The 19,552-nt window shown below is 64.6% G+C and carries 16 protein-coding genes; 10 read left to right on the plus strand and 6 right to left on the minus strand.

Annotated features, from left to right (window positions below; translation table 11 throughout):
- Positions 1-15: 15 nt before the first annotated feature.
- The 4 genes from ACQR0U_RS06070 to ACQR0U_RS06085 all read left to right on the plus strand — a co-directional run bounded on the left by ACQR0U_RS06070 (position 16) and on the right by ACQR0U_RS06085 (position 3,719).
- Positions 16-1,758 carry an ArnT family glycosyltransferase gene (locus ACQR0U_RS06070; RefSeq protein WP_315751093.1) on the plus strand — a complete coding sequence of 581 codons (1,743 nt, stop codon included), beginning with the start codon at positions 16-18 and terminating at the stop codon, positions 1,756-1,758.
- Positions 1,759-2,550 carry a phosphatase PAP2 family protein gene (locus tag ACQR0U_RS06075; protein ID WP_434872103.1) on the plus strand — a complete coding sequence of 264 codons (792 nt, stop codon included), beginning with the start codon at positions 1,759-1,761 and terminating at the stop codon, positions 2,548-2,550.
- Positions 2,551-2,643: 93 nt separating this feature from the next.
- Entirely contained in the window at positions 2,644-3,381 is a 738-nt protein-coding gene (locus tag ACQR0U_RS06080; RefSeq protein ID WP_434843062.1) for a glycosyltransferase family 2 protein, read from the plus strand.
- Positions 3,381-3,719 (plus strand): lipid-A-disaccharide synthase N-terminal domain-containing protein, encoded by a 339-nt coding sequence (locus ACQR0U_RS06085; protein ID WP_172109779.1) that lies wholly within the window; start codon positions 3,381-3,383, stop codon positions 3,717-3,719. Before ACQR0U_RS06080 ends, ACQR0U_RS06085 begins: the two co-directional genes overlap by 1 nt.
- A 62-nt stretch (positions 3,720-3,781) precedes the next feature.
- Here the strand turns inward: ACQR0U_RS06085 and ACQR0U_RS06090 are convergent, their stop codons facing one another.
- Both ACQR0U_RS06090 and metC read right to left on the minus strand, forming a co-directional pair.
- Positions 3,782-5,479, minus strand: a complete 1,698-nt coding sequence (locus ACQR0U_RS06090) for a Na/Pi cotransporter family protein (protein ID WP_434872104.1) — start codon at positions 5,477-5,479, stop codon at positions 3,782-3,784.
- A gap of 122 nt (positions 5,480-5,601) precedes the next feature.
- On the minus strand, positions 5,602-6,795 hold the full coding sequence (gene metC / locus ACQR0U_RS06095) for a cystathionine beta-lyase (protein WP_434872105.1): 1,194 nt from the start codon (positions 6,793-6,795) through the stop codon (positions 5,602-5,604).
- A gap of 316 nt (positions 6,796-7,111) precedes the next feature.
- Here metC and ACQR0U_RS06100 point away from each other — a divergent pair, with 316 nt between their 5' ends.
- Genes ACQR0U_RS06100 through ACQR0U_RS06115 form a run of 4 tightly spaced genes read left to right on the plus strand, consistent with a single transcriptional unit; the run spans position 7,112 to position 11,645 of the window.
- Positions 7,112-8,128, plus strand: a complete 1,017-nt coding sequence (locus ACQR0U_RS06100; RefSeq protein ID WP_315711846.1) for an amino acid ABC transporter substrate-binding protein — start codon at positions 7,112-7,114, stop codon at positions 8,126-8,128.
- Between the two features lie 28 nt (positions 8,129-8,156).
- Positions 8,157-9,362, plus strand: a complete 1,206-nt coding sequence (locus ACQR0U_RS06105; protein WP_434843059.1) for an amino acid ABC transporter permease — start codon at positions 8,157-8,159, stop codon at positions 9,360-9,362.
- A complete protein-coding gene (locus ACQR0U_RS06110) occupies positions 9,359-10,879 on the plus strand; it encodes an amino acid ABC transporter permease (RefSeq protein WP_434872106.1) in 1,521 nt (506 codons plus the stop codon). Before ACQR0U_RS06105 ends, ACQR0U_RS06110 begins: the two co-directional genes overlap by 4 nt.
- A 22-nt stretch (positions 10,880-10,901) precedes the next feature.
- Complete coding sequence (locus ACQR0U_RS06115; RefSeq protein WP_315711850.1) at positions 10,902-11,645, plus strand: amino acid ABC transporter ATP-binding protein; 744 nt, start codon at positions 10,902-10,904, stop codon at positions 11,643-11,645.
- Positions 11,646-11,709: 64 nt separating this feature from the next.
- Here ACQR0U_RS06115 and ACQR0U_RS06120 read toward each other — a convergent pair whose 3' ends face one another.
- From ACQR0U_RS06120 to ACQR0U_RS06135, 4 genes are all read right to left on the minus strand, one after another.
- Positions 11,710-12,744, minus strand: a complete 1,035-nt coding sequence (locus tag ACQR0U_RS06120; RefSeq protein WP_315751100.1) for a cysteine synthase A — start codon at positions 12,742-12,744, stop codon at positions 11,710-11,712.
- Between the two features lie 81 nt (positions 12,745-12,825).
- Positions 12,826-14,058: a cyclopropane-fatty-acyl-phospholipid synthase family protein gene (locus ACQR0U_RS06125; RefSeq protein WP_315712616.1), complete on the minus strand. Its 1,233-nt coding sequence runs from the start codon at positions 14,056-14,058 to the stop codon at positions 12,826-12,828.
- Between the two features lie 108 nt (positions 14,059-14,166).
- Positions 14,167-15,012: a DUF1365 domain-containing protein gene (locus ACQR0U_RS06130; protein WP_316170209.1), complete on the minus strand. Its 846-nt coding sequence runs from the start codon at positions 15,010-15,012 to the stop codon at positions 14,167-14,169.
- Positions 15,013-15,019: 7 nt separating this feature from the next.
- The gene (locus ACQR0U_RS06135) at positions 15,020-16,333 is read right to left on the minus strand and encodes an NAD(P)/FAD-dependent oxidoreductase (protein WP_315711856.1); all 1,314 of its coding nucleotides are present in this window, start codon (positions 16,331-16,333) and stop codon (positions 15,020-15,022) included.
- A 366-nt stretch (positions 16,334-16,699) separates the two neighbouring features.
- Here ACQR0U_RS06135 and ACQR0U_RS06140 point away from each other — a divergent pair, with 366 nt between their 5' ends.
- Together ACQR0U_RS06140 and ACQR0U_RS06145 are read left to right on the plus strand one after the other, a co-directional pair.
- A complete protein-coding gene (locus tag ACQR0U_RS06140; protein ID WP_315712618.1) occupies positions 16,700-18,154 on the plus strand; it encodes an efflux transporter outer membrane subunit in 1,455 nt (484 codons plus the stop codon).
- Positions 18,144-19,544: an efflux RND transporter periplasmic adaptor subunit gene (locus ACQR0U_RS06145; RefSeq protein WP_315711857.1), complete on the plus strand. Its 1,401-nt coding sequence runs from the start codon at positions 18,144-18,146 to the stop codon at positions 19,542-19,544. The genes ACQR0U_RS06140 and ACQR0U_RS06145 overlap by 11 nt, the downstream gene beginning before the upstream one ends.
- Positions 19,545-19,552 lie beyond the last annotated feature (8 nt).

A 19,552-nucleotide genomic window follows, 5' to 3' on the forward strand; every position in this document is an offset into this window, starting at 1 on the left:
CGTATTCGGAACCCCATGGTCGAGACCTTTGCCCGCCCCCGTTTTGGAGAGCCGCGCGAGCCGAAGAACCTGGTCAATCCAGGCAATCGGCTGGTGCGGATGATCGATGTCGTCACCGTGAGCCACACCAGGGCGGTGGCGTTCCTGCTCGTCTGCGGGCTGCTGTTGTTCCTGCCGGGCTTCTTCACCATCCCGCCGATCGATCGCGACGAGGCGCGCTTCGCCCAGGCGACCAAACAGATGGTCGAGAGCGGCGATTACGTCGATATCCGCTTCCAGGACGACGTGCGCTACAAGAAGCCGGTCGGCATCTACTGGTTGCAATCGGCTGCGGTCGAGACGGCGTCGGCGATCGGTCTGCCGCGTGCGCAGCTGCGCATCTGGGTCTACCGCATTCCCTCGCTGATCGGTGCGATCGGCGCGGTGCTGCTGACCTATTGGACCGCGCTCTCCTTCGTGACACGGCGCGGCGCCGTGTTCGCCGCCCTGCTGATGTGCTGCTCGGTGCTGCTCGGGGCGGAAGCCCGGCTCGCCAAGACCGACGCGATGCTGCTATTCACCGTGGTGGCTGCGATGGGTGCGCTGGCCCGCGTCTATCTGTCGTGGCAGCGCGGCGAGGATCCGGTGCATCCACCGTGGGGACCGCCTGCGATCTTCTGGACGGCGCTCGCCGGCGGCATCCTGATCAAGGGCCCGCTGATCCTGATGTTCGCGGGACTGACGATCGCGGCGCTGGCGATCATGGATCGCGGTGCTGGCTGGCTATCGCGTCTGCGCCCTCTATGGGGACTGATGTGGATGCTGGTGCTGGTGCTGCCCTGGTTCGTGCTGATCTTCCTGCGCGCCGGCGACACCTTCTTCGCCGATTCCGTCGGCGGCGACATGCTGAGCAAGATCGGCGCCCAGGAGTCGCACGGCGCACCGCCGGGCCTCTATCTGCTGCTGTTGTTCATCACCTTCTGGCCCGGCGCGCCGCTGGCCGCCATGGCAGCCCCCGCCGTCTGGCGCGCGCGGCGCGAGCCGGGGGCGCAGTTCCTGCTGGCCTGGCTGCTGCCGTCCTGGGTCGTGTTCGAGGCCGTCCTGACCAAGCTGCCGCATTATGTGCTGCCGCTCTATCCGGCAATCGCCATCCTCACCGTGGGCGCGCTGGAGCGGCGGGTGCTGGCGCGCAACTGGCTGCGGCGCGGCGCCGCCTGGTGGTTCGCGATTCCCGCCATCACATCGGTGGTGGCCGTGATCGGCGCCATCATCGTCACGCACCAGCCGGTGTTCCTGGCCTGGCCGTTCGTGGCGGCGTCGCTGATTTTCGGCCTGTTCGCCTGGTGGCTCTATGACGACGGCCGTGCCGAGCGCTCGCTCTTGAATGCCGGCGTGGCGGCGATGTTCCTGGCGTTCGTGGTGTATGGCGCCGTGCTGCCGGCGCTGACACCGCTGTTTCCCAGCGCGGAGATTGCGCGCGCGCTGCGCAACGTGGTCTGCGTCGGGCCGAAGGCGGCAGCGGCAGGTTTCCACGAACCTAGCCTCGTGTTCATGACAGGAACCTCGACACAGCTCACCGACGGCTCGGGGGCGGCCGACTTCCTCAACCATGGCACGTGCCGCTTCGCGCTTGTCGAGCAGCGCACCGAACGGGCGTTCGTGCAGCGCGCCGAGGCCATCGGGCTGCGCTACAACGTCGCCAAGCGCATCGACGGCTACAACATCTCGCAAGGCCGCCCGGTCTCGATTGCGATCTATCGTTCGGAAGGCACCGAGTAGATGTCGGCGCCAGACACGCCCTCGCTGTCGTCAGGCTATCTCGCCCAGCTCGCGCTGGTCGGCAAATTCTCGTTCGGCCGGCTGGTTCGGCGGCCGCAGACCGCGCCGGACGCTGCGGGCCGGCAACGCCTGCGACGCGAGCTTCTCCTGCTCGGTGCCATCGGCCTGAGTGTAGTCTTGATGCTGATGTTCACCTTCGATGCCTACGAAATCGGGCTGATGCCAGCGCGTGGAACACCGAGCCTGTGGCCGGTGCGCATCATCACCGAATTCGGCCAGGACGAATACGTGCTGGGACTGCTGGCAGTGGGGGTCGTCGCGACGATCCTGATCGCGCCGTTGTGGCCTGAGGCTTCGCGCAGCCGGCTTCTGAACTTTGCGACGCATGTTCAGTTTTTCTTCTTCGCGGTTCTGCTCTCCGTGCTATCGGCCCAGGTATTGAAATACATCATCGGGCGCGGCCGTCCCTTCGTCGGCGGCAAGGCCAATGCGTTCAATTTCGAACCCTTCAACGGCACGCCGGCCTATTTCAGCATGCCGTCGGCGCATGCGGTGACCGCCTTCGCGCTCGCATTCGCCATTGCGGCCGTCTGGTCGCGGCTGCGGATACCAATGTTCATCTATGCCGTCGTGATTGCCCTGAGTCGGCTGGTGCTGCTGGCGCATCATCCAAGCGACGTGGTCGCCGGCGCCATGGTCGGATTGGCCTGCGCCATGCTGGTCCGCCACTGGTTCGCAGCACGACGGCTGGGCTTCCGCCTGGGCAAGGACGGCCAAATCGTACCGCGCTAAAGGGGTTGATAGGCGACCCCAAGCCCCATAATAAGCCTCCACCGCAGCGCCCGGGGCAGGAACCGGTCCAGTCACGCCATCGCGAGTCTCATCTTGTCGACCGAAATCCCCGTTGCCGTCTCCATCGTCGTTCCCGTGCGCAACGAAGCCGGCAACATCACGCCCCTGATCACCGAGATCGCGGCCGCGCTCGACGGTCTCTGGGCCTATGAGATCATCTACGTCAACGACGGCTCGACCGATGACACCGCGCAACGGCTCGCCGAGGAGATGGCGCGGCGGCCGAACCTGCGCGTACTGCGCCATGAGAAGTCGTCCGGGCAATCAGCGGCCGTCAGAAGCGGCATCCGCGCGGCCCACGGCGCGATGGTTGCGACGCTGGACGGCGACGGGCAGAACAATCCCGCTTTCCTGCCCGACCTCATCGCTGCGCTCGAAAAGGGCGGGGCGGGTGTCGGCCTCGTCGCAGGCCAGCGCGTCGGTCGCAAGGACACCGGCTTCAAGAAACTGCAATCGCGGCTTGCCAACAAGATCCGCAATGCGGTGCTGCATGACGGCACCCGCGATACCGGCTGCGGCCTCAAGGCGGTCCGCCGCGACGTCTTCCTGATGATGCCGTATTTCGATGGTCTGCACCGCTTCCTTCCCGCCCTGGTGCGGCGTGAGGGCTACGACATCGCCTACATCGACGTGACAGATCGACCCCGGCACTCCGGTGTCTCGAACTACGGGTTCTTCGACCGGCTCTGGATCGGGATCATGGATCTCGCCGGCGTGTGGTGGCTGATCCGCCGCAAGAAGCCGACGCCGGTTGTGATCGAGGTAAAGTAATGCTGATTCAATTCGGGCAGGCGTTCAGCAACTATCTCTACGACATCTTCATCGCCAAATTCGATTTCTGGCTGGTATTCGGCCTCGCCGCCCAACTGGCCTTCGCCGCGCGCTTCCTTGTGCAGTGGATCGCCAGCGAGCGCGCGGGCAAGAGCGTGGTGCCCCTTGCCTTCTGGTTCTTCTCGATCGGCGGCGGCCTCATGACGCTGATCTATGGTCTCGTCAAACGCGAGCCGGTCATCATCTTCGGCCAGTTGCTGTCGAACATCATCTACGTCCGCAACGTGATGCTGATCTTCAAGAACCGTCAGCGCGAGTCGCAGACGCTGAGCAATTGACCGGAGCGGGCTTCAGGTTCACAGGGCGGATGTGCCGCCCGTTCGTGGGGCCGCCCTGCGCCTCAGCGCGGCAGCGGCCGGGCCGAGGACGGGGGCAGGGGCACGGTCGTCGCCACGCTGTCAGCCGCCTCGCCGCGGCGCGTCGCAACCTCGCCGGCGGCATCGAGCACGGGATAGGCGACCGAACTGATGTGTGAGTGGATCCGCCTGAGGTCACGCAGCACGTCGAGATGCAGTGAGGTGGTTTCGAGCGTCTCCGAGCGGCCGTCGCGCAGACGTTCGAGGTGCCGCTCGGTCGCGCCGAGCTCGGCGTTGCGGAGCTCGGCTTTCTGATCGAGCAATTGGTGCGCCTGCTGCGCATCGCCGGACATGAAGATGCCGAACGCGACGCGGAGCGCCTCCATGATCTGGCGGTGAAAGGCCTGCAGCTCGTCGGCGCCCTCCGCGGAGAATTGGAACCTGCGCTTGATCTTCTTGGTCGCGAGCTCGCTCAGGTTCTTGTCGATGATGTCGCCGATGTGTTCGAGGTTGATCGCGAAGGAGATGATCTCCATCGCCCGCTTGCCCTCGCGATCGTCCAGGCTGCCCCGTGTCAGCTTGGTGATGTAAAGCTTGATGGCTTCGTCGAGCCGGTCGACGACATTGTCCGCGCGTGACACCTGATCCACGAGGCCACGGTCGTTGGTCATCATCGCGGTCATGACATTGCGCAACATGGTCTCGACCAGATCGCCCATGCGCAGCGCCTCGCGCGCCGCGTCCGCAAGCGCCAGCGACGGTGTCTCCAGCGCGGTCTCGTCGAGGTAGCGCGGCTTGGCGGGATCGACTTCGGCCGGGCGGTCGGGGAACAGTCTGACGAGCAGCTTCTCGATGCTGCCGAGCAGACCGATGAAGACCAGCGCCGTTCCGAGGTTGAATGCCATGTGAAACTGCGCGGTCAGCTTCGACAGATCCGGCTGCCATTGCTGCAGCTGAGCCGCGAGCGGATGCAGGAAGGGTGCGATCAGCGCGACGCCGATGATGCGGTTGAGGAGATTGCCGACGGGCAGGCGATAGCTCGCGGGATTGTCGCGCCGGGCGCCCTCGAACACCGGGTTGACGGCGCTGCCGAGATTGGCCCCGAGCACCAGTGCCATGGCCGCATCGGCCGTGATGAAATGCGCATAGGCCAGCGACATCACCAGCAGCACGCTCGCGACGCTGGAATGCACGATCCAGGTGACGGCGGCGCCGAAGATGATGCACAGCGTGACGTCGGCGGTGATCGCCTCCATGAACACGCGCATCGCCGGCGCCTCCTCGGCCGGCGCGAGCGTGTCGATCAGGATATGGAGCGACAGCAGCATCAGGCCGAGGCCGATCGACACCCGGCCGAGATCCTTGATGCGCGATCGCGGCCCGCTGCGGAACGCCACCAGGCCGAGCACGAACAGGATCGGCGCGACGGCCGCGACGTTGAACGACAGCACCTGGACGATCAGCGTGGTGCCGATATTGGCGCCCAGCATGATCGCCATCGCGGGGATCAGGCCGACGAGGCCTTCCGCAGCAAAGGAGGTGGTGATGAGCGCCGTTGCCGTGCTGCTCTGGAGAAGCGCGGTGAGGCCGAGTCCGGCCGCAAGGGCGCTGAAACGGTTCCGCAGCGCTCGCGACAGCAGCAGCCTGAGATCCGGGCCGAAGGCGCGCAGGATGCCGCTGTGGACCATGTGAAGGCCCCACAGCAGCAGCGCCACGCCACCCATCAGATCGAGCAGAACCATGATTCCCGTTCGTTCCCGCTTGTCTTCAGACCAAGGCTACGCCCAATCGGCCGGGGATCAACGCCAATTTGGCGGCCCCGGTTGCCCGATCGCGCGGCGCTCCGCCCCTGCGGGCGGCGTGGTCAAGCGGCGTTGAACGCGGCAAAGCCGCGATCGAGATCGGCCTTGAGATCCTCGGTATTCTCGAGACCGATGTGCAGCCGCAGTGTCGGACCGCCGGGTGCCCATGTGGTCGCCGTGCGGTAGCTCGCGCAGTCGAACGGGATCGCCAGGCTCTCGAAGCCGCCCCAGGAATAGCCCATGCCGAACAGCGTGAGCGTGTCGAGCATGGCGTCGACGGCGGCCTGCGCCTTTGGTTGCAGCACGATGCTGAACAGGCCGGAGGCGCCGGTGAAATCGCGCTTCCAGATCGCGTGGCCCGGATGGCTTTCCAGCGCGGGATGCAGCACCTCGATCACCTCGGGACGGGCGGCGAGCCAGCGCGCCATCTCCAGGCCGGACCGATGATGCTGCGCCAGCCGCACGCCGAGCGTCCGTACGCCGCGCAAGGCCAGGAACACGTCGTCCGGTCCGGCGCAGACGCCGAGCAGGCGGATACCCTCGGAGATCAGCGGCCACGCCTTCGCATTGGCCGAAATGGTCCCGAACATGATGTCGGAGTGGCCGCCGATATATTTGGTGGCCGCTTGCATGCTGATGTCGACGCCCTGATCGAGGGAGCGATGGTAGAGCGGCGTCGCCCAGGTGTTGTCGTCGATGACCAGCGCGCCGTGCGCATGCGCAACCGCGGCAATGGCGGGGATGTCCGGCATTTCGAAGGACTGCGAGCCCGGCGCCTCGACAACCACCGCGCGTGTATTCGATTTGAGCAGTTGCTCAATTCCTGCGCCGATCAAGGGGTCGAAATAGGTCGTCTCGACGCCATAGCGTGCCAGCATGCCGTTGCAGAAATTGCGGGTTGGACGATAGATGCTATCGCACACCAGAACGTGGTCGCCGGCCTTGAGCACCGACAGCAGGGTGGTCGAGATGGCGCCGAGGCCTGACGGCGCGATGCCGACGCCGGCGCATTGCGGCCCCTCGAGCGCCATCAGCACTTGCTGCAGCGCCTTCGTGGTCGGGGTGCCGTGGCGGCCGTACTGGAATTCGCCGCGGTGTGCATGCAGATCTTCAGCCGTTGGATACAGGACCGTTGAACCATGAACGACAGGAGGATTCACGAATCCGTGCTGCGCTTTCGTGTCCCGCCCCGCCGTGACCAGCCGTGTCTCGACGTTTTGTCGCACCGCCGCAGCGGGGTCGTTCGATGATGCCATTCGCGTGTCTTTTCTCTTTGAACCTGCCGGGATAGCTGGAAATCAGGCCGCACTGCGGTCGTTAATAACAGAATGCAGAACAGGCCCGTCAACCCCTTGACCCGGACCGCCAGTCGTTCTGTGATGCCGGCGCAATTCGATCGCTGCACGTTGAGGGGCTTGCCGCGATTTCCGCTTCATCTCGCATGCACGGCTCCGTCGTGCATGGCGCGCGCCATATTCTTGGTATGGCGTTTGCAGAGGCGGATTCAGGTCGGCCCCTCCTACGCGCTGAGATTCATCGCTCCCCAAGGACGACCCGCGAAAGGCTGTATTTATGAAACGCGTCACTCTGGCTCTTACTCTTGCTCTCGCCCCGGTGCTGGCGAGCGTCGGCGCCCAGGCCGAAACGCTCAAGACCGTCAAGGATCGCGGCATGCTCGCCTGCGGCGTCAGCCAGGGCCTTCCTGGCTTCTCGGCGCCCGACGACAAGGGCAACTGGACCGGGCTCGACGTCGACGTTTGCCGCGCCATTGCCGCCGCGATCTTCAACGATCCGACCAAGGTCAAGTTCGTTCCACTGTCCGCCAAGGATCGCTTTACTGCACTGCAGTCGGGCGAGATCGACGTGCTGTCGCGCAACACCACCTGGACCCTGTCGCGTGACACCTCGCTGGGCGCCAATTTCGCCGGCGTGACCTATTACGACGGCCAGGGCTTCATGGTGAAGAAGGCACTGAAGGTCAATTCGGCGCTCGAGCTCAACAGCGCCTCGATCTGCGTGCAGACCGGCACGACGACTGAGCAGAACCTCGCCGACTACTTCAAGGCCAACAAGATGAAGTACGAGGTGATCGCATTCGCCGGCCAAGACGAGACCATCAAGGCGTACGAATCTGGCCGTTGCGACGTCTTCACGACCGACGTTTCTGGCCTCTACGCCGAGCGGCTGAAGCTCGCCAATCCGGCCGATCACGTGGTGCTGCCGGAAGTGATCTCGAAGGAGCCGTTGGGCCCGATGGTCCGCCATGGCGACGATCAGTGGTTCGACATCGTCAAGTGGACCTTGTTCGGGCTGGTGACGGCCGAGGAGCTCGGCGTGACGCAGGCGAACGTCGATGAAATGGCCAAGTCGGACAAGCCGGAGTTCAAGCGCGCCTTCGGCACCGACGGCAATCTCGGCGAGCAGCTCGGCCTCACCAAGGACTGGTTCTACCGGATCGTGAAAGCGGTCGGAAACTACGGCGAGATGTATGATCGCAACGTCGGCGCCGGCTCCAAGCTGCAGATCGCGCGCGGTCTGAACCAGCTCTGGAACAAGGGCGGCCTGCAATACGCGCCGCCGATCCGCTGATCACTGCACGATAGCGGGGCTGCGGCGAATGAGCATCGAAGCAAGGTTACCGCCTACGCAATATGGGCTTCGGCTGAAGCGCATGCTGGGTGGCAAGGCAGGATGGAACGGCATCATCCTCCAGATCCTGTTCGTCGCAGTGCTGGTGTGGGTTGGCTACGAGATCGTGGCCAACGCACGCAGCAACCTCGCCACCCAGCGGATCACGTCGGGCTTCGGCTTCCTCAACAATACGGCCGGCTTCGACGTCAACCAGACCCTGATCAGCTACTCCGGCTCCGACAGCTACAGCCGCGTGCTGATCGTCGGCGTGCTGAACACGCTGCTGGTCTCCGTCATTGGTATCGTGCTGGCGACCATCCTTGGCTTTCTGGTTGCGCTTGGCCGCTTGTCACCGAACGTATTGCTGTCGCGGGTCTCCGGCGCCTATGTCGAGCTGATCCGGAACCTGCCGCTCCTGTTCCAGATCCTGTTCTGGTATCTCGCGGTGTTGGCGGCTCTGCCCGGACCGCGGCAGAGCATCTCTCTTTTCTCGACCTTCTTTCTCAACAACCGCGGCTTCATCGTTCCGCGCCCGACCGAGGAGCCCGGCTTCACGCCGTTCGCGATCGTGCTCGGTGTGGCGATCGTGGTCTCGATCGGTCTGCACTATTACGCGCGGCGTGAGCTATTCCTGCGCGGCCATGTGATCCGGATTTGGCCCTACGTGCTGGGGCTGCTGATCGGCCTGCCGCTAATTACAATGCTCGTGTTCGGCGTGCCGATTTCGTTCGAGGTGCCGGCGCTCAAGGGATTCAACTTCGCCGGCGGCTCCCGCATCATTCCAGAGCTCGTTGCGCTGACCCTGGCGCTCACCATGTACACGGCGTCGTTCATCGCCGAGGTGGTACGGGCGGGAATCCTCTCGGTCCACAAGGGACAGATGGAAGCGGGGCTCTCGCTTGGACTGAGCCGCGGCACCGTGCTGCGCCTGATCGTCGTGCCACAGGCGCTCCGCGTCATCCTGCCGCCGCTGACGAACCAGTATTTGAACCTGACCAAGAATTCCTCGCTCGCGGTCGCTATCGGTTATCCCGATCTCGTGTCGGTGTTCGCGGGCACGACGATGAGCCAGACGGGGCAGGCCATCGAGATCATCGGAATCACGATGGGCGTCTATCTGGCGCTGTCGCTGATTACGAGCGCGATGATGAGCTTCTATAGCTGGCGGCTTGGGAAGAGACTTGGCGCATGACCGACATCACGGCCTCAACCTTCATCCGTCAGGACATGGCCGGAGAACGCCCGGCGCCCATCAAGACGACCGGTTTCGTCGGCTTCGTCCGCACGAGGCTGTTGAACTCGCCGACCAATATCCTGCTCACCCTGGTGAGCGCGCTGTTGATCTGGTTCACCGTGATCCCGGCCGTCAAGTTCCTGCTGGTCGACGCGGTGTGGGTCGGCAAGGACCGCGATGCATGCCTGGCGCAGAACGCCGGCCATCCGGTCGGCGCCTGTTGGCCCTACATTTCGGCGAAGTTCAGCCAGTTCATGTACGGCTTCTACCCGGAGGCCGACCGCTGGCGCGTCAATCTGACCTATGTGCTGGCGGTGGTGCTGCTCGTGCCGCTGCTGATTCCGCGCCTGCCGGCCAAAGGCCTTAACGCGGGTCTGTTCTTCTTCGCGCTGCCGGTGGTCGCGTTCTTCCTGCTCTATGGCGGTGGGCTGGAGGGCTTCGGCGTGAGCTGGGCCACAGGCACCCTCCAGCTGTTCGTCGAGAGCATCGATACGGCCGGTAACGCGCTGGTGCGCGCCGGCGATAACGTGCCGGTGGTCGGCATGCTGCTGTGGCTGCTCGGCAAGCTGGTCGTGCTGATCGGAACGCTCGCATCGCTCGTGATCTGGCCGCTGGTCTGGATCCGCAATGAACTGCAGCAATCTCACCAGCCCGTGTGGAATGATCTCGCGCTCTCCGCGATCATTGTCACCGCGCTGGTGTTCATCATCGGCGGCGGGAGCAGGGCGCTGCGCAGCGTCATCGCCACGGCCGCGACCTTCGCCGGCATCGCCATCGTCATTGCGATCATGGGCCTCGATCGCGGCGGCCTTCCCATCGTCGACACAAGGCTGTGGGGCGGCATGCTGGTGACGCTGGTCGTCTCGGTGATCGGCATCGTCGCGTCGATGCCGATCGGCATTGCGCTTGCGCTCGGCCGCCGCTCGACCATTCCACTGATCCGCGTCTTTTCGATCGCCTTCATCGAGCTGGTGCGCGGCGTGCCGCTGATCACCGTGCTGTTCTTCGCCACCTACATGCTGCCGTTGTTCCTGCCTGGCAATGTCAGGGTCGACGGCCTGGTACGGGCGCTGATCGGCGTTGCGCTGTTCTCCGGCGCCTACATGGCCGAGGTGATCCGCGGCGGCCTGCAGGCCATTCCGCGCGGCCAGGCGGAGGCGTCGAGCGCGCTCGGCCTGTCCTGGTGGAAGACGACGAGCTTCATCGTGCTGCCGCAGGCGCTGCGCCACGTCATCCCCGGTATCGTCAACAGCTTCATCTCGCTGTTCAAGGATACCTCGCTGGTCTCGATCGTGGCGCTGTTCGACTTGCTCGGCAGCCTCAAGGCTTCGTTGGCCGATCCGGTCTGGGCGACACCGACCACGGCTTTCACCGGCTTTGCCTTCACAGGAATGATCTACTTCGCCTTCTGTTTCGGCATGTCACGCTACTCCATGCTGGTCGAGCGCCGCCTCAACGCGCACCGGCGCCATTGACCCAGAGATCGTCGAGAGATCCATGACTGCAAATTCGATCGTCAGCATTTCCGCCCTCAACAAATGGTACGGCGAATTCCACGTCCTGCGCGACATCAACCTCTCCGTCGGAAAGGGTGAGCGCATCGTGATCTGCGGGCCCTCGGGCTCGGGCAAGTCGACCCTGATCCGCTGCATCAACGCGCTGGAGGAATTCCAGGAGGGCGAGATCAATGTCGACGGCATCGATCTGGGTCCGAATCTCAAGCGGGTGGACGAAGTCCGCCGTGAGGTCGGCATGGTGTTCCAGAGCTTCAACCTGTTTCCGCATCTGACCGTGCTGGAGAACTGTACCCTGGCTCCGATCTGGGTGCGCAACATCCCGCAGAAGGAAGCCGAGGCGACTGCGATGAAGTTCCTGGAGCGGGTCAAGATCCCGCATCAGGCGCAGAAATATCCGGGCCAGATGTCGGGCGGTCAGCAGCAGCGCGTTGCCATCGCGCGCGCGCTGGCGATGAACCCGAAGGTCATGCTGTTCGACGAGCCGACCTCGGCGCTCGATCCCGAGATGGTGAAGGAGGTGCTCGACACCATGGTCGATCTCGCCAAGGAGGGCATGACCATGCTGGTCGTGACCCACGAGATGGGCTTTGCACGCGAGGTCGCCAACCGCGTCGTGTTCATGGACGCCGGCCAGATCATCGAATCGAACACGCCGCAGGAATTCTTCGCCAACCCGCAGCATGCGCGCAGCAAGCTGTTCCTGAGCCAGATTCTGCGGCATTGATGAGGAAGCGAATCGGGACTTGCGAATAGGGCGAGAAATTCTACTCGCTACTCGCTACTCGCCCTCAAACGAAAGGCGGCTTGATCCCGCTGCGCCGCTCCAGCCAGGCCGGCACCGGCAGGTTCTTCGAACGCATGAACTCCGGATTGTACAGCTTCGACTGATAGCGCGCACCGGAGTCGCACAGGATGGTCACGATGGTGTGGCCGGGGCCGAGCTTCCTGGCGAGTTGCACCGCGCCAGCGACGTTGACGCCGGTCGAGCCTCCCAGGCACAGGCCTTCATGCTGCACGAGGTCGTAGATCGTGTTGACGGCGTCCTCGTCGGACACCAGGAACGCGTCGTCGACCTTGGCGGTCTCGATCACGGGCGTCACACGACCGATGCCGATGCCTTCGGTGATGGAATCGCCGGGCGTCGATTTGACGACCCCGTTCTTGAACCATTCGTACATCGCGAAGCCGTGCGGGTCGGCACAGGCGGTGACAATGTCCTTGTTCCTGTCCTTCAAATAGCGGCTCGTGCCGGCGATCGTGCCGCCGGTGCCGACCGCGCAGATGAAGCCGTCGACCTTGCCGTCGGTCTGCTCCCAGATCTCGGGTCCCGTGGACTCATAATGCGCCTTGGCGTTGTCGAGGTTGTTCCACTGGTCGGCGAACAGCACGCCGTTGGGCTCGGTCATGCGCAGTTCGTCGGCGAGCCTGCGGCCGACATGCTGATAGTTGTTGGGATTGCTGAACGGCAACGCCGGCACCTCGACCAGCTCCGCGCCGCACAGCCGCAGCATGTCCTTCTTTTCCTGGCTCTGCGTCTCCGGAATCACGATCAGCGTGCGATAGCCGCGCGCGCTGGCGACCACGGCCAGACCGATGCCGGTGTTGCCGGCAGTGGCCTCCACCACGAGGCCGCCGGGCTTGAGATCGCCACGCCTCTCGGCCTCCAGGATCATCCACTTGCCGGCGCGGTCCTTGACCGACTGGCCCGGGTTCATGAACTCGGCCTTGCCGAGAATGGTGCAGCCCGTCGCCTCCGAGGCGCGCTTGAGCTTGATCAGCGGTGTGTTGCCGATCGCCGCGACGACGTCGTTATGAATGGTCATTTTGCAGATACCGTAGGAGTTTCCTCGAGCACACTTAAGAGGACCCTAGCCTGATATCCAGGGGAGCGTAAGCCGGCTGGATCAGCCCCCCGATTTCGCAAAGACGACCTGGCGAACATCGATATTCCCGGAGAGGAAACCCGCTTCGCAGTAGGACAGATAATATTCCCAGAGCCGCCTGAAGCGCTCGTCGAATCCGGCGGGCGTGAGGTCCGGCCAAGCCTCTCGGAAGTTATTTCGCCAGATCGCAAGCGTCCTGGCATAATCTTCCCCGAAGATCCGCTCGCGGATGACGGGTATGCCAAAGCGGTCGCCGAGCGACTTCAGAATCTGCGGTGTCGGCAACATGCCGCCGGGAAAGACGTAGCGCTGGATGAAGTCGACCTCGCGGCGGTAGTGCTGGAACAGGCTGTCCTGGATGGTGATTGCCTGGACACCGGCCAGTCCGCCCGGCAGCAGGCGGTCTCGCAGTTGCGAGAAATATTTCGGCCAGAATTGTTCGCCGACCGCCTCGATCATCTCGATCGAGGCGATGCGATCGTAGTGGTCACGCTCGTCCCGGTAATCCTGCAGGCGGATTTCGACCTTCTCGGCGAGCCCGGCCTCCTGGATGCGGCGCTGCGCGAAGTCGCGCTGCTGTTGACTGATCGTCAACCCAACGACCTTGGCGCCGAACGTCTTGGCGGCATATTCGGCAAAGCCGCCCCAGCCGCAGCCGATCTCGAGCAGCTTCTGCCCGGGCTTGAGATCGATCGCCTCGGCCAGCCGCTTGTACTTGTTGGTCTGCGCGGCAGTGAGGTCGGTGGTGTGCTCCTCGAACAAGGCCGAGGAATAGGTCATGCTCGGATCCAGCCATGCCGAGTAGAACGAATTCCCGATGTCGTAATGGGCATAGATGTTGCGCTTCGCCTGACGCTTGGTGTTGCGGTTGAACCAGTGCCGGACCAGCTGGGCAAACCGGATCAGCGGCTTGTCTTCCAGCATCGACTGCAGCAGGTGCTGGTTGACGCAGAACAGATAGAGAAACTGCGTCAGGTCCGGCGTATCCCAGTCGCCGTTCAGATAGGCCTCGGCGATGCCGATGTCGCCGCCATTGAGAAGACGCGATGCGAAGCCGTAATTGGCCAGGATCATTGCGGCGGCCGGCCCGGGCTCAACGCCGCCGAGCCGGATCACCCGTCCGTCCGGCAGGGTGACGTCGAGCGTGCCTTTTCGCAACCGCGAGCCGAAGCCGAGGGCAAGGCGGGGCAGGCGGGGAAGATCGGCAAGCACCTTGTCGATGGTATCAGGGGTGACTGGGATGACGTCCGGCATGGCAGGTCCACTCACGCAAACGGCTCCAGCCCACGTCCCCGTCGGCTGGCCGGTGCGGCACCTGTACGGGCAGGGATCACGGACGCAGAGCGAGCCGGCCGTTTCCGGTCAGCGTCGTGACATATAAGCGTGGCTGCCGTTCCCCGCCAAGCCGGTATTGGTTCCAGGGCTTGCACTGATTTCGCCACGCGGGACGAGGCGGACGCCTTTGGCCCACAGCCGCAGTGCCTCCCAATGGATCGCGGCGAAGATTTTGACAGTCACCAGCGGGAGCGAGACGAAGGCTGCGAGCAGGGAGCCAGACGTCAGCCCGCGACGGCGGCCAGAGAAGGTTGCAGCGAGCAGGGGCCCGTCGGGGCCAGTTTCCAGAATCCGCAACTTGACCTTGTCGCCCGGCGGCATGACCCGGAAATGGTAGCGCATCGCCATGTCGATGAACGGCGAGACGTAGAAGGTCTTGTCCTGCGTCTGGCGCAGCCCTGCCGCGGACAGCTCATTGGATCTGACCGGCAGCACATAGGGCTTGATCTCGCCGAAGGTGTTGCGGACCTCGTAGATCATCAGCGCCAGGGTGCCGTCGCTGCGATAGCAGAAATAGACCGACAGCGGATTGAACACGTAGCCGAGCAGCCGCGGATAGCACAGCAACAGCACGCGTCCGCCGCCGAGATCGATCCCCTGATCCGCCGCGCAGGTCTGCGCATAGGCCAGCAGCGACGAGCCGTCGCGCGGACCGTGGTCGGCCTCGTGGAAGCTGTAGAGCGCTCGCCGATTGACCCCGAACAGCGAAGCCTGCCGGTCCGCCTGGTCGAGCCGGCCGAGATCGATCAGCAGGCTCATCACGCGATACCGGAAGCGGTGCGTGGTCGGCCGCATGCGGGCATGCATGACCTCTCCGACATAGAGCGCGGCCGCTTCCGTTCGGTCATCCTGTCCCGAGTGATCCATGTCCATATCGCGCCTATTCCGCAGCCTCGGCGAGCTCGGTGGGAAACCCGCGCCATGGCACGCTCGCGCCGAGCGCCTCCGCCACGGCGAGACCCGAGCGCAGCCCGTCCTCATGGAAGCCGTAGCCGGTCCAGGCCCCGCAGAACCAAGTATGGCGCTGCCCCTGAATCGCAGCCAGGCGCTTCTGCGCCGCAAAGGCCGCAGCCGTATATTGTGGGTGCTCACAGATATATTTGCCAAAGGTCAGCTCCGGGGCTGGAGCGAAGGGTGGGTTGAGGCTGACGAACAGCGGCTTGGCGTCGTCGATGTCCTGCAGGTTGTTCATCCAATAGGTGACGGCGACGTCGTTCATGGGAACGCCCTCACGCTGCCAGCGCAGGAAATTCCACGAGGCCCAGGCGCGGCGGCGCTTCGGCATCAGCCTGCTGTCACGGTGCAGATAGATTGTGTTGGGCGAATATTTGATCGCACCGAGGATGCCGCGCTCCCGCTCGTCCGCGTCGGTGAGCATCGACAAGGCCTGGTCGCTGTGTGCGGCAATCACCACATGATCGTAGGTGTCCCGACGCCCGCTGCTGTCTTGAACGACGACGCCGTGGGCGGTGCGTTCGATGCTGGTCACGGCGCTGCCGAGCCTGATCTGGTTGCGGAAGCTCGACGTCAGTTTCTCCACATAGCGCCGGCTGCCGCCCTTGACGGTGCGCCAGACCGGACGGTCATATTGCAGCAACCTGTGGTTGCTGAAGAACGCAACGAAGTTCTCGGCCGGAAAGTCCAGCATCTCGGACGCCGGGGCTGACCAGATCGCGGCCCCCATCGGCGCCAGATAGTCGGTGAGCAGTCGCGGAGCGAAATGGTTGCGCCGGAAATAATCCCCGAGCGTAAGGCCATGCAGGCGGCCGGCCTTGAAGTCGGCTGTACTCTGCTCGTTGAAGGTCAGGATGTCCCTGAGCATCCAGAGATAGGATGTCGACAGCAGGTTGCTCGGCTGCGCGAACAGCCCCTTGGCGGTGTCGAGCCAGGTGTTTCCGCCACCTTTCCATTCGAAGCGGCCGGCATCCGCGGTGACGGCAAAGCTCATGCTGCTGTCGACCGTCTCGACCCCCAGATGGTCGAACAAGGCGGTGAGCTCAGGATAGTTCAGCTCGTTGTAGACGATGAAGCCGATGTCGACCGAGACCGGAGCGCCGTCATAGTCGATCGTCACGGTATGGCTGTGGCCGCCCGGACGGAGATCGCGCTCGTAGACGGTGATCGGATAACGTTTCGCCAAGGACCAGGCCGCGGCGTTACCCGCAATACCCGTTCCGACCACCGCAACTCGCATGAATGCCCCCTGAAGTTCACGTGCAAGTTACGGAGTCCCCGCCAAAGGGTTTCACGGCCGCGCTCGCCGCGTCACACCCCGGCCAAAACGGCATTCGACAGATGAAATCTTGGTAAGGCGGCAGCCGGGGGCCCGTGGCCCTGCCTGCACGAAACTCCGCTGATTTACGGGAGATTCGTCGATTCGGTGGACTTTATCGGCACCATCGCTGCTGGGGCGACGGGGAGCTGCAGGGCTGTCCGCCGCCGTGGGCTGCGGCTAGAATGATTCCCAAGACTACAGGGAAGCATCACGCCAGTGTCCATCGTGCCGATCGCCGTCGACGAGCCTTGCCGCGCGTCCGCTGACCCGCGGATCGTCGCCGGGATGCGGGAGCGCCGTGTGCCGGCTACCCTGCGGCGATTTGTCCACTGGCTGGCGGCGATCGGATTGGCGGCGAACTCGGCCGGCTGCCTGCTGACCCAGGATATTCCCGATCCGGCCCTCGACTTGCCCCAGCGCTACAAGGCGGCGTCCGGTTCCGATATGGCGGCGCCGCCGCCGCTGGATTGGTGGCGCGGCTTCGGATCACGCGAGCTGACCCAGCTGATGGAGGAGGCGCAGAGCGTCAACCTCGACATTGCCGCTGCTGTGGCAAGGTTCCGGCAGGCCGATGCGCTGGCGCGGCAGGCCGGCGCGGCGCTGCTGCCAAGCCTGTCGAGCACGGGGCAGGAGACCTATTCGCGCACGTCCGGGTCGAGCTCCAGCGGGCTCACCAATGGCGGCCGCGAGGTCGTCAATTACCAAGCCTCGCTCTCTGCGAGCTACCAGCTCGACTTCTTCGGCCAGAATCGCGACGCGCTGCAGGCGGCCGAGGAAACCGCGGTAGCCAACCGCTTCGACCGCGACGTCACGCAGTTGACGACGCTTGCCACCGTCGCCAATGCCTATTTCCAGGTGCTGGCCGCGCAGGATCGGATTCGGACGGCTGAGCGCAACATCGCCAGCGCCACGCGTGTGCTCGATGCCATCCGCGAGCGGCAGAAGGCTGGCACCGGCAACGATCTCGACGTCGCGCAGCAGGAGAGCGTGCTCGCCAATCAGAAGGCGGCGGTGCCGCCGCTGCGCCAGACGCTCGATCAGAACGTCAATGCCCTGGCCGTGCTGGTCGCGCGATCGCCCGAAGGCATTCGGGTCATTGGCGGCTCGCTCGATCAGATCAGGACTCCGCGGGTCACGCCTGGTCTGCCGTCGGAGATCCTGACGCAGCGTCCGGACATCCGCCGGCAGGAGGCCCAATTGGCATCGGCAACGGCCAATGTCGGCAGCGCGCGGGCGCAGTTCTTTCCGAGCATCCAGCTCACGGGCAACGGCGGCTACCAGAGCGCGGCACTGGTGTCGCTGTTTCAGCCGCATGCGGCGTTCTTCAGCCTCGCCGGCAGCCTGACCCAGCCGATCTTCGACGGCGGCCGGATTCTGGGCAACTTCGAGAACGCCAAGGCGCGGCAGGATGAACTGCTGCAGACCTACCGCAAGACCGTGATCCAGGCCTTCACCGACGTCGACAATGCGCTGTTCTCGATCAAGCAGACCACGATCCGACTGCAATTGCAGCGCCAGGTCGTCGCCGCCTCGCGGCGTGCGTTCGAATTGTCGGAGCAGCAGTTGCGCGCGGGAACTGCCGACATCGTGACCGTCTTGAATACGCAATTGACACTGTTCCAGGCCGAGGACGCGCTATCGCAGGCGCAACTGGCGCGCCTGCAGGCGTTTGTGAGCCTCTACCAGGCGCTCGGCGGCGGCTGGGAGCCGCGCATGGAGAAGTCGGCCGATGCTCTTTAAACCGGACGAGAAGGGAGCAGCGGCAGTGAAGCGCGCGCGGTCCAGCGTGGCACGGCGACTGGTGTCGATCGCGATCACGCTGCTGATCCTCGGCGGCCTCGGCTATATCGGCTGGTCGGCGATGCAGCAGAAGCAGCAGGCCAATAACCGCTTCGCGCGGCCCGACCTTCCCGTTCCGGTCCTGGCTGCCTCGCCTGCCATCAAGGACGTGCCGGTCTATCTCGACGGCGTCGGCGCGGTGCGCGCGCTGAACACGGTCACGGTGCGCTCGCAGGTCGACGGCAAGCTGATCGCGGTCAATTTCGTCGAAGGGCAGGACGTCAAGAAGGGCGACGTGCTCGCGGAGATCGATCCGGCGATCTATCAGGCGCAGTACGATCAGGCCGTTGCCAAGAAGGCGCAGGACGAGGCGCAACTCGCCAACCAGAAGCTCGACCTCGCCCGCTACGAGCAGCTCGCAGCCAGCAATGCCGGCTCCAAGCAGCAGGCCGATACGCAGCGCGCGGTGGTGGCGCAGCAGCAGGCGCTGATCAAGGCGGATCAGGCCGCGATCGACAATGCGGCGACGACCTTGAGCTACACCAAGATCGTGGCGCCGCTCTCCGGCCGCGCCGGCCTGCGCCAGGTCGACCAGGGCAACATCGTTCATGCCTCTGACGCGACCGGCCTCGTCGTCATCACGCAGCTGCAGCCGATTGCGGTTCAGTTCAGCCTGCCCCAGCAGCAGATCATGCGCGTCAATGCGGCCGCCGCCAAGGGACCGCTCGCCGTCGACGTGTTCGGCAATGACGGCGTCACCGTCATTGACACCGGCACGTTGCGGGGCATCGACAACCAGGTCGATCAGACGACGGGCACGCTGAAGCTGAAAGCAGAATTCCCCAACGGCAGATTTCAGCTTTGGCCGGGACAGTTCGTCAATGTCCGCCTCAAGGTCGAGACCCTGTCGCAGGCGATCACGGTGCCGACGTCGGCCGTGCAGCGCGGGCCGGCAGGTACGTTCAGCTACGTGATCGGCGAGGGCGACATCGTCTCTGCGCATCCGGTGGCGGTCGTGCAGCAGAATGAGAGCGAGGCCGTGATCGCGAGCGGCTTGAGCCCGTCGGACCGTGTGGTGACGACAGGCTTTGCCAACCTCGCCGAGGGCGTCAAAGTGGTGGTCGGGCGCGCCGAGCAGACGCCGCAGGCCGATCTGGCGCCACGCAAACGCGGCCGCAATCCGCAAGCGAAGGATCAAGGCAAGGACCAGGCCAAGGAGGGCGGAGCTCCGCCTGACGGCGCGAAGGACGGCGAGCCGCGTCGCAGGCCTCAGGCCGCGGGCCAGACCGATGCCGGTGCAGCGCCCCAGGGAGGGAGTGAAGCAGGTCGCGGCGCGAAGGCGCAGCCATGACGCGACCG

The organism is Bradyrhizobium sp. HKCCYLRH3097 (genome assembly GCF_051167875.1).
In the GTDB taxonomy this organism is placed as follows: Bacteria; Pseudomonadota; Alphaproteobacteria; order Rhizobiales; family Xanthobacteraceae; genus Bradyrhizobium.

Coding starts and splice junctions, on each gene's coding strand:
- ACQR0U_RS06115 (WP_315711850.1), top strand. CDS start 10,902: ATGACTGCAAATTCGATCGTCAGCATTTCCGCCCTCAACAAATGGTAC.
- ACQR0U_RS06135 (WP_315711856.1), bottom strand. CDS start 16,333: ATGCGAGTTGCGGTGGTCGGAACGGGTATTGCGGGTAACGCCGCGGCC.
- ACQR0U_RS06090 (WP_434872104.1), bottom strand. CDS start 5,479: ATGGTTCTGCTCGATCTGATGGGTGGCGTGGCGCTGCTGCTGTGGGGC.
- ACQR0U_RS06120 (WP_315751100.1), bottom strand. CDS start 12,744: ATGACCATTCATAACGACGTCGTCGCGGCGATCGGCAACACACCGCTG.
- ACQR0U_RS06125 (WP_315712616.1), bottom strand. CDS start 14,058: ATGCCGGACGTCATCCCAGTCACCCCTGATACCATCGACAAGGTGCTT.
- ACQR0U_RS06105 (WP_434843059.1), top strand. CDS start 8,157: ATGAGCATCGAAGCAAGGTTACCGCCTACGCAATATGGGCTTCGGCTG.
- ACQR0U_RS06140 (WP_315712618.1), top strand. CDS start 16,700: ATGCGGGAGCGCCGTGTGCCGGCTACCCTGCGGCGATTTGTCCACTGG.
- metC (WP_434872105.1), bottom strand. CDS start 6,795: ATGGCATCATCGAACGACCCCGCTGCGGCGGTGCGACAAAACGTCGAG.
- ACQR0U_RS06085 (WP_172109779.1), top strand. CDS start 3,381: ATGCTGATTCAATTCGGGCAGGCGTTCAGCAACTATCTCTACGACATC.
- ACQR0U_RS06110 (WP_434872106.1), top strand. CDS start 9,359: ATGACCGACATCACGGCCTCAACCTTCATCCGTCAGGACATGGCCGGA.
- ACQR0U_RS06145 (WP_315711857.1), top strand. CDS start 18,144: ATGCTCTTTAAACCGGACGAGAAGGGAGCAGCGGCAGTGAAGCGCGCG.
- ACQR0U_RS06130 (WP_316170209.1), bottom strand. CDS start 15,012: ATGGACATGGATCACTCGGGACAGGATGACCGAACGGAAGCGGCCGCG.
- ACQR0U_RS06070 (WP_315751093.1), top strand. CDS start 16: ATGGTCGAGACCTTTGCCCGCCCCCGTTTTGGAGAGCCGCGCGAGCCG.
- ACQR0U_RS06100 (WP_315711846.1), top strand. CDS start 7,112: ATGAAACGCGTCACTCTGGCTCTTACTCTTGCTCTCGCCCCGGTGCTG.
- ACQR0U_RS06075 (WP_434872103.1), top strand. CDS start 1,759: ATGTCGGCGCCAGACACGCCCTCGCTGTCGTCAGGCTATCTCGCCCAG.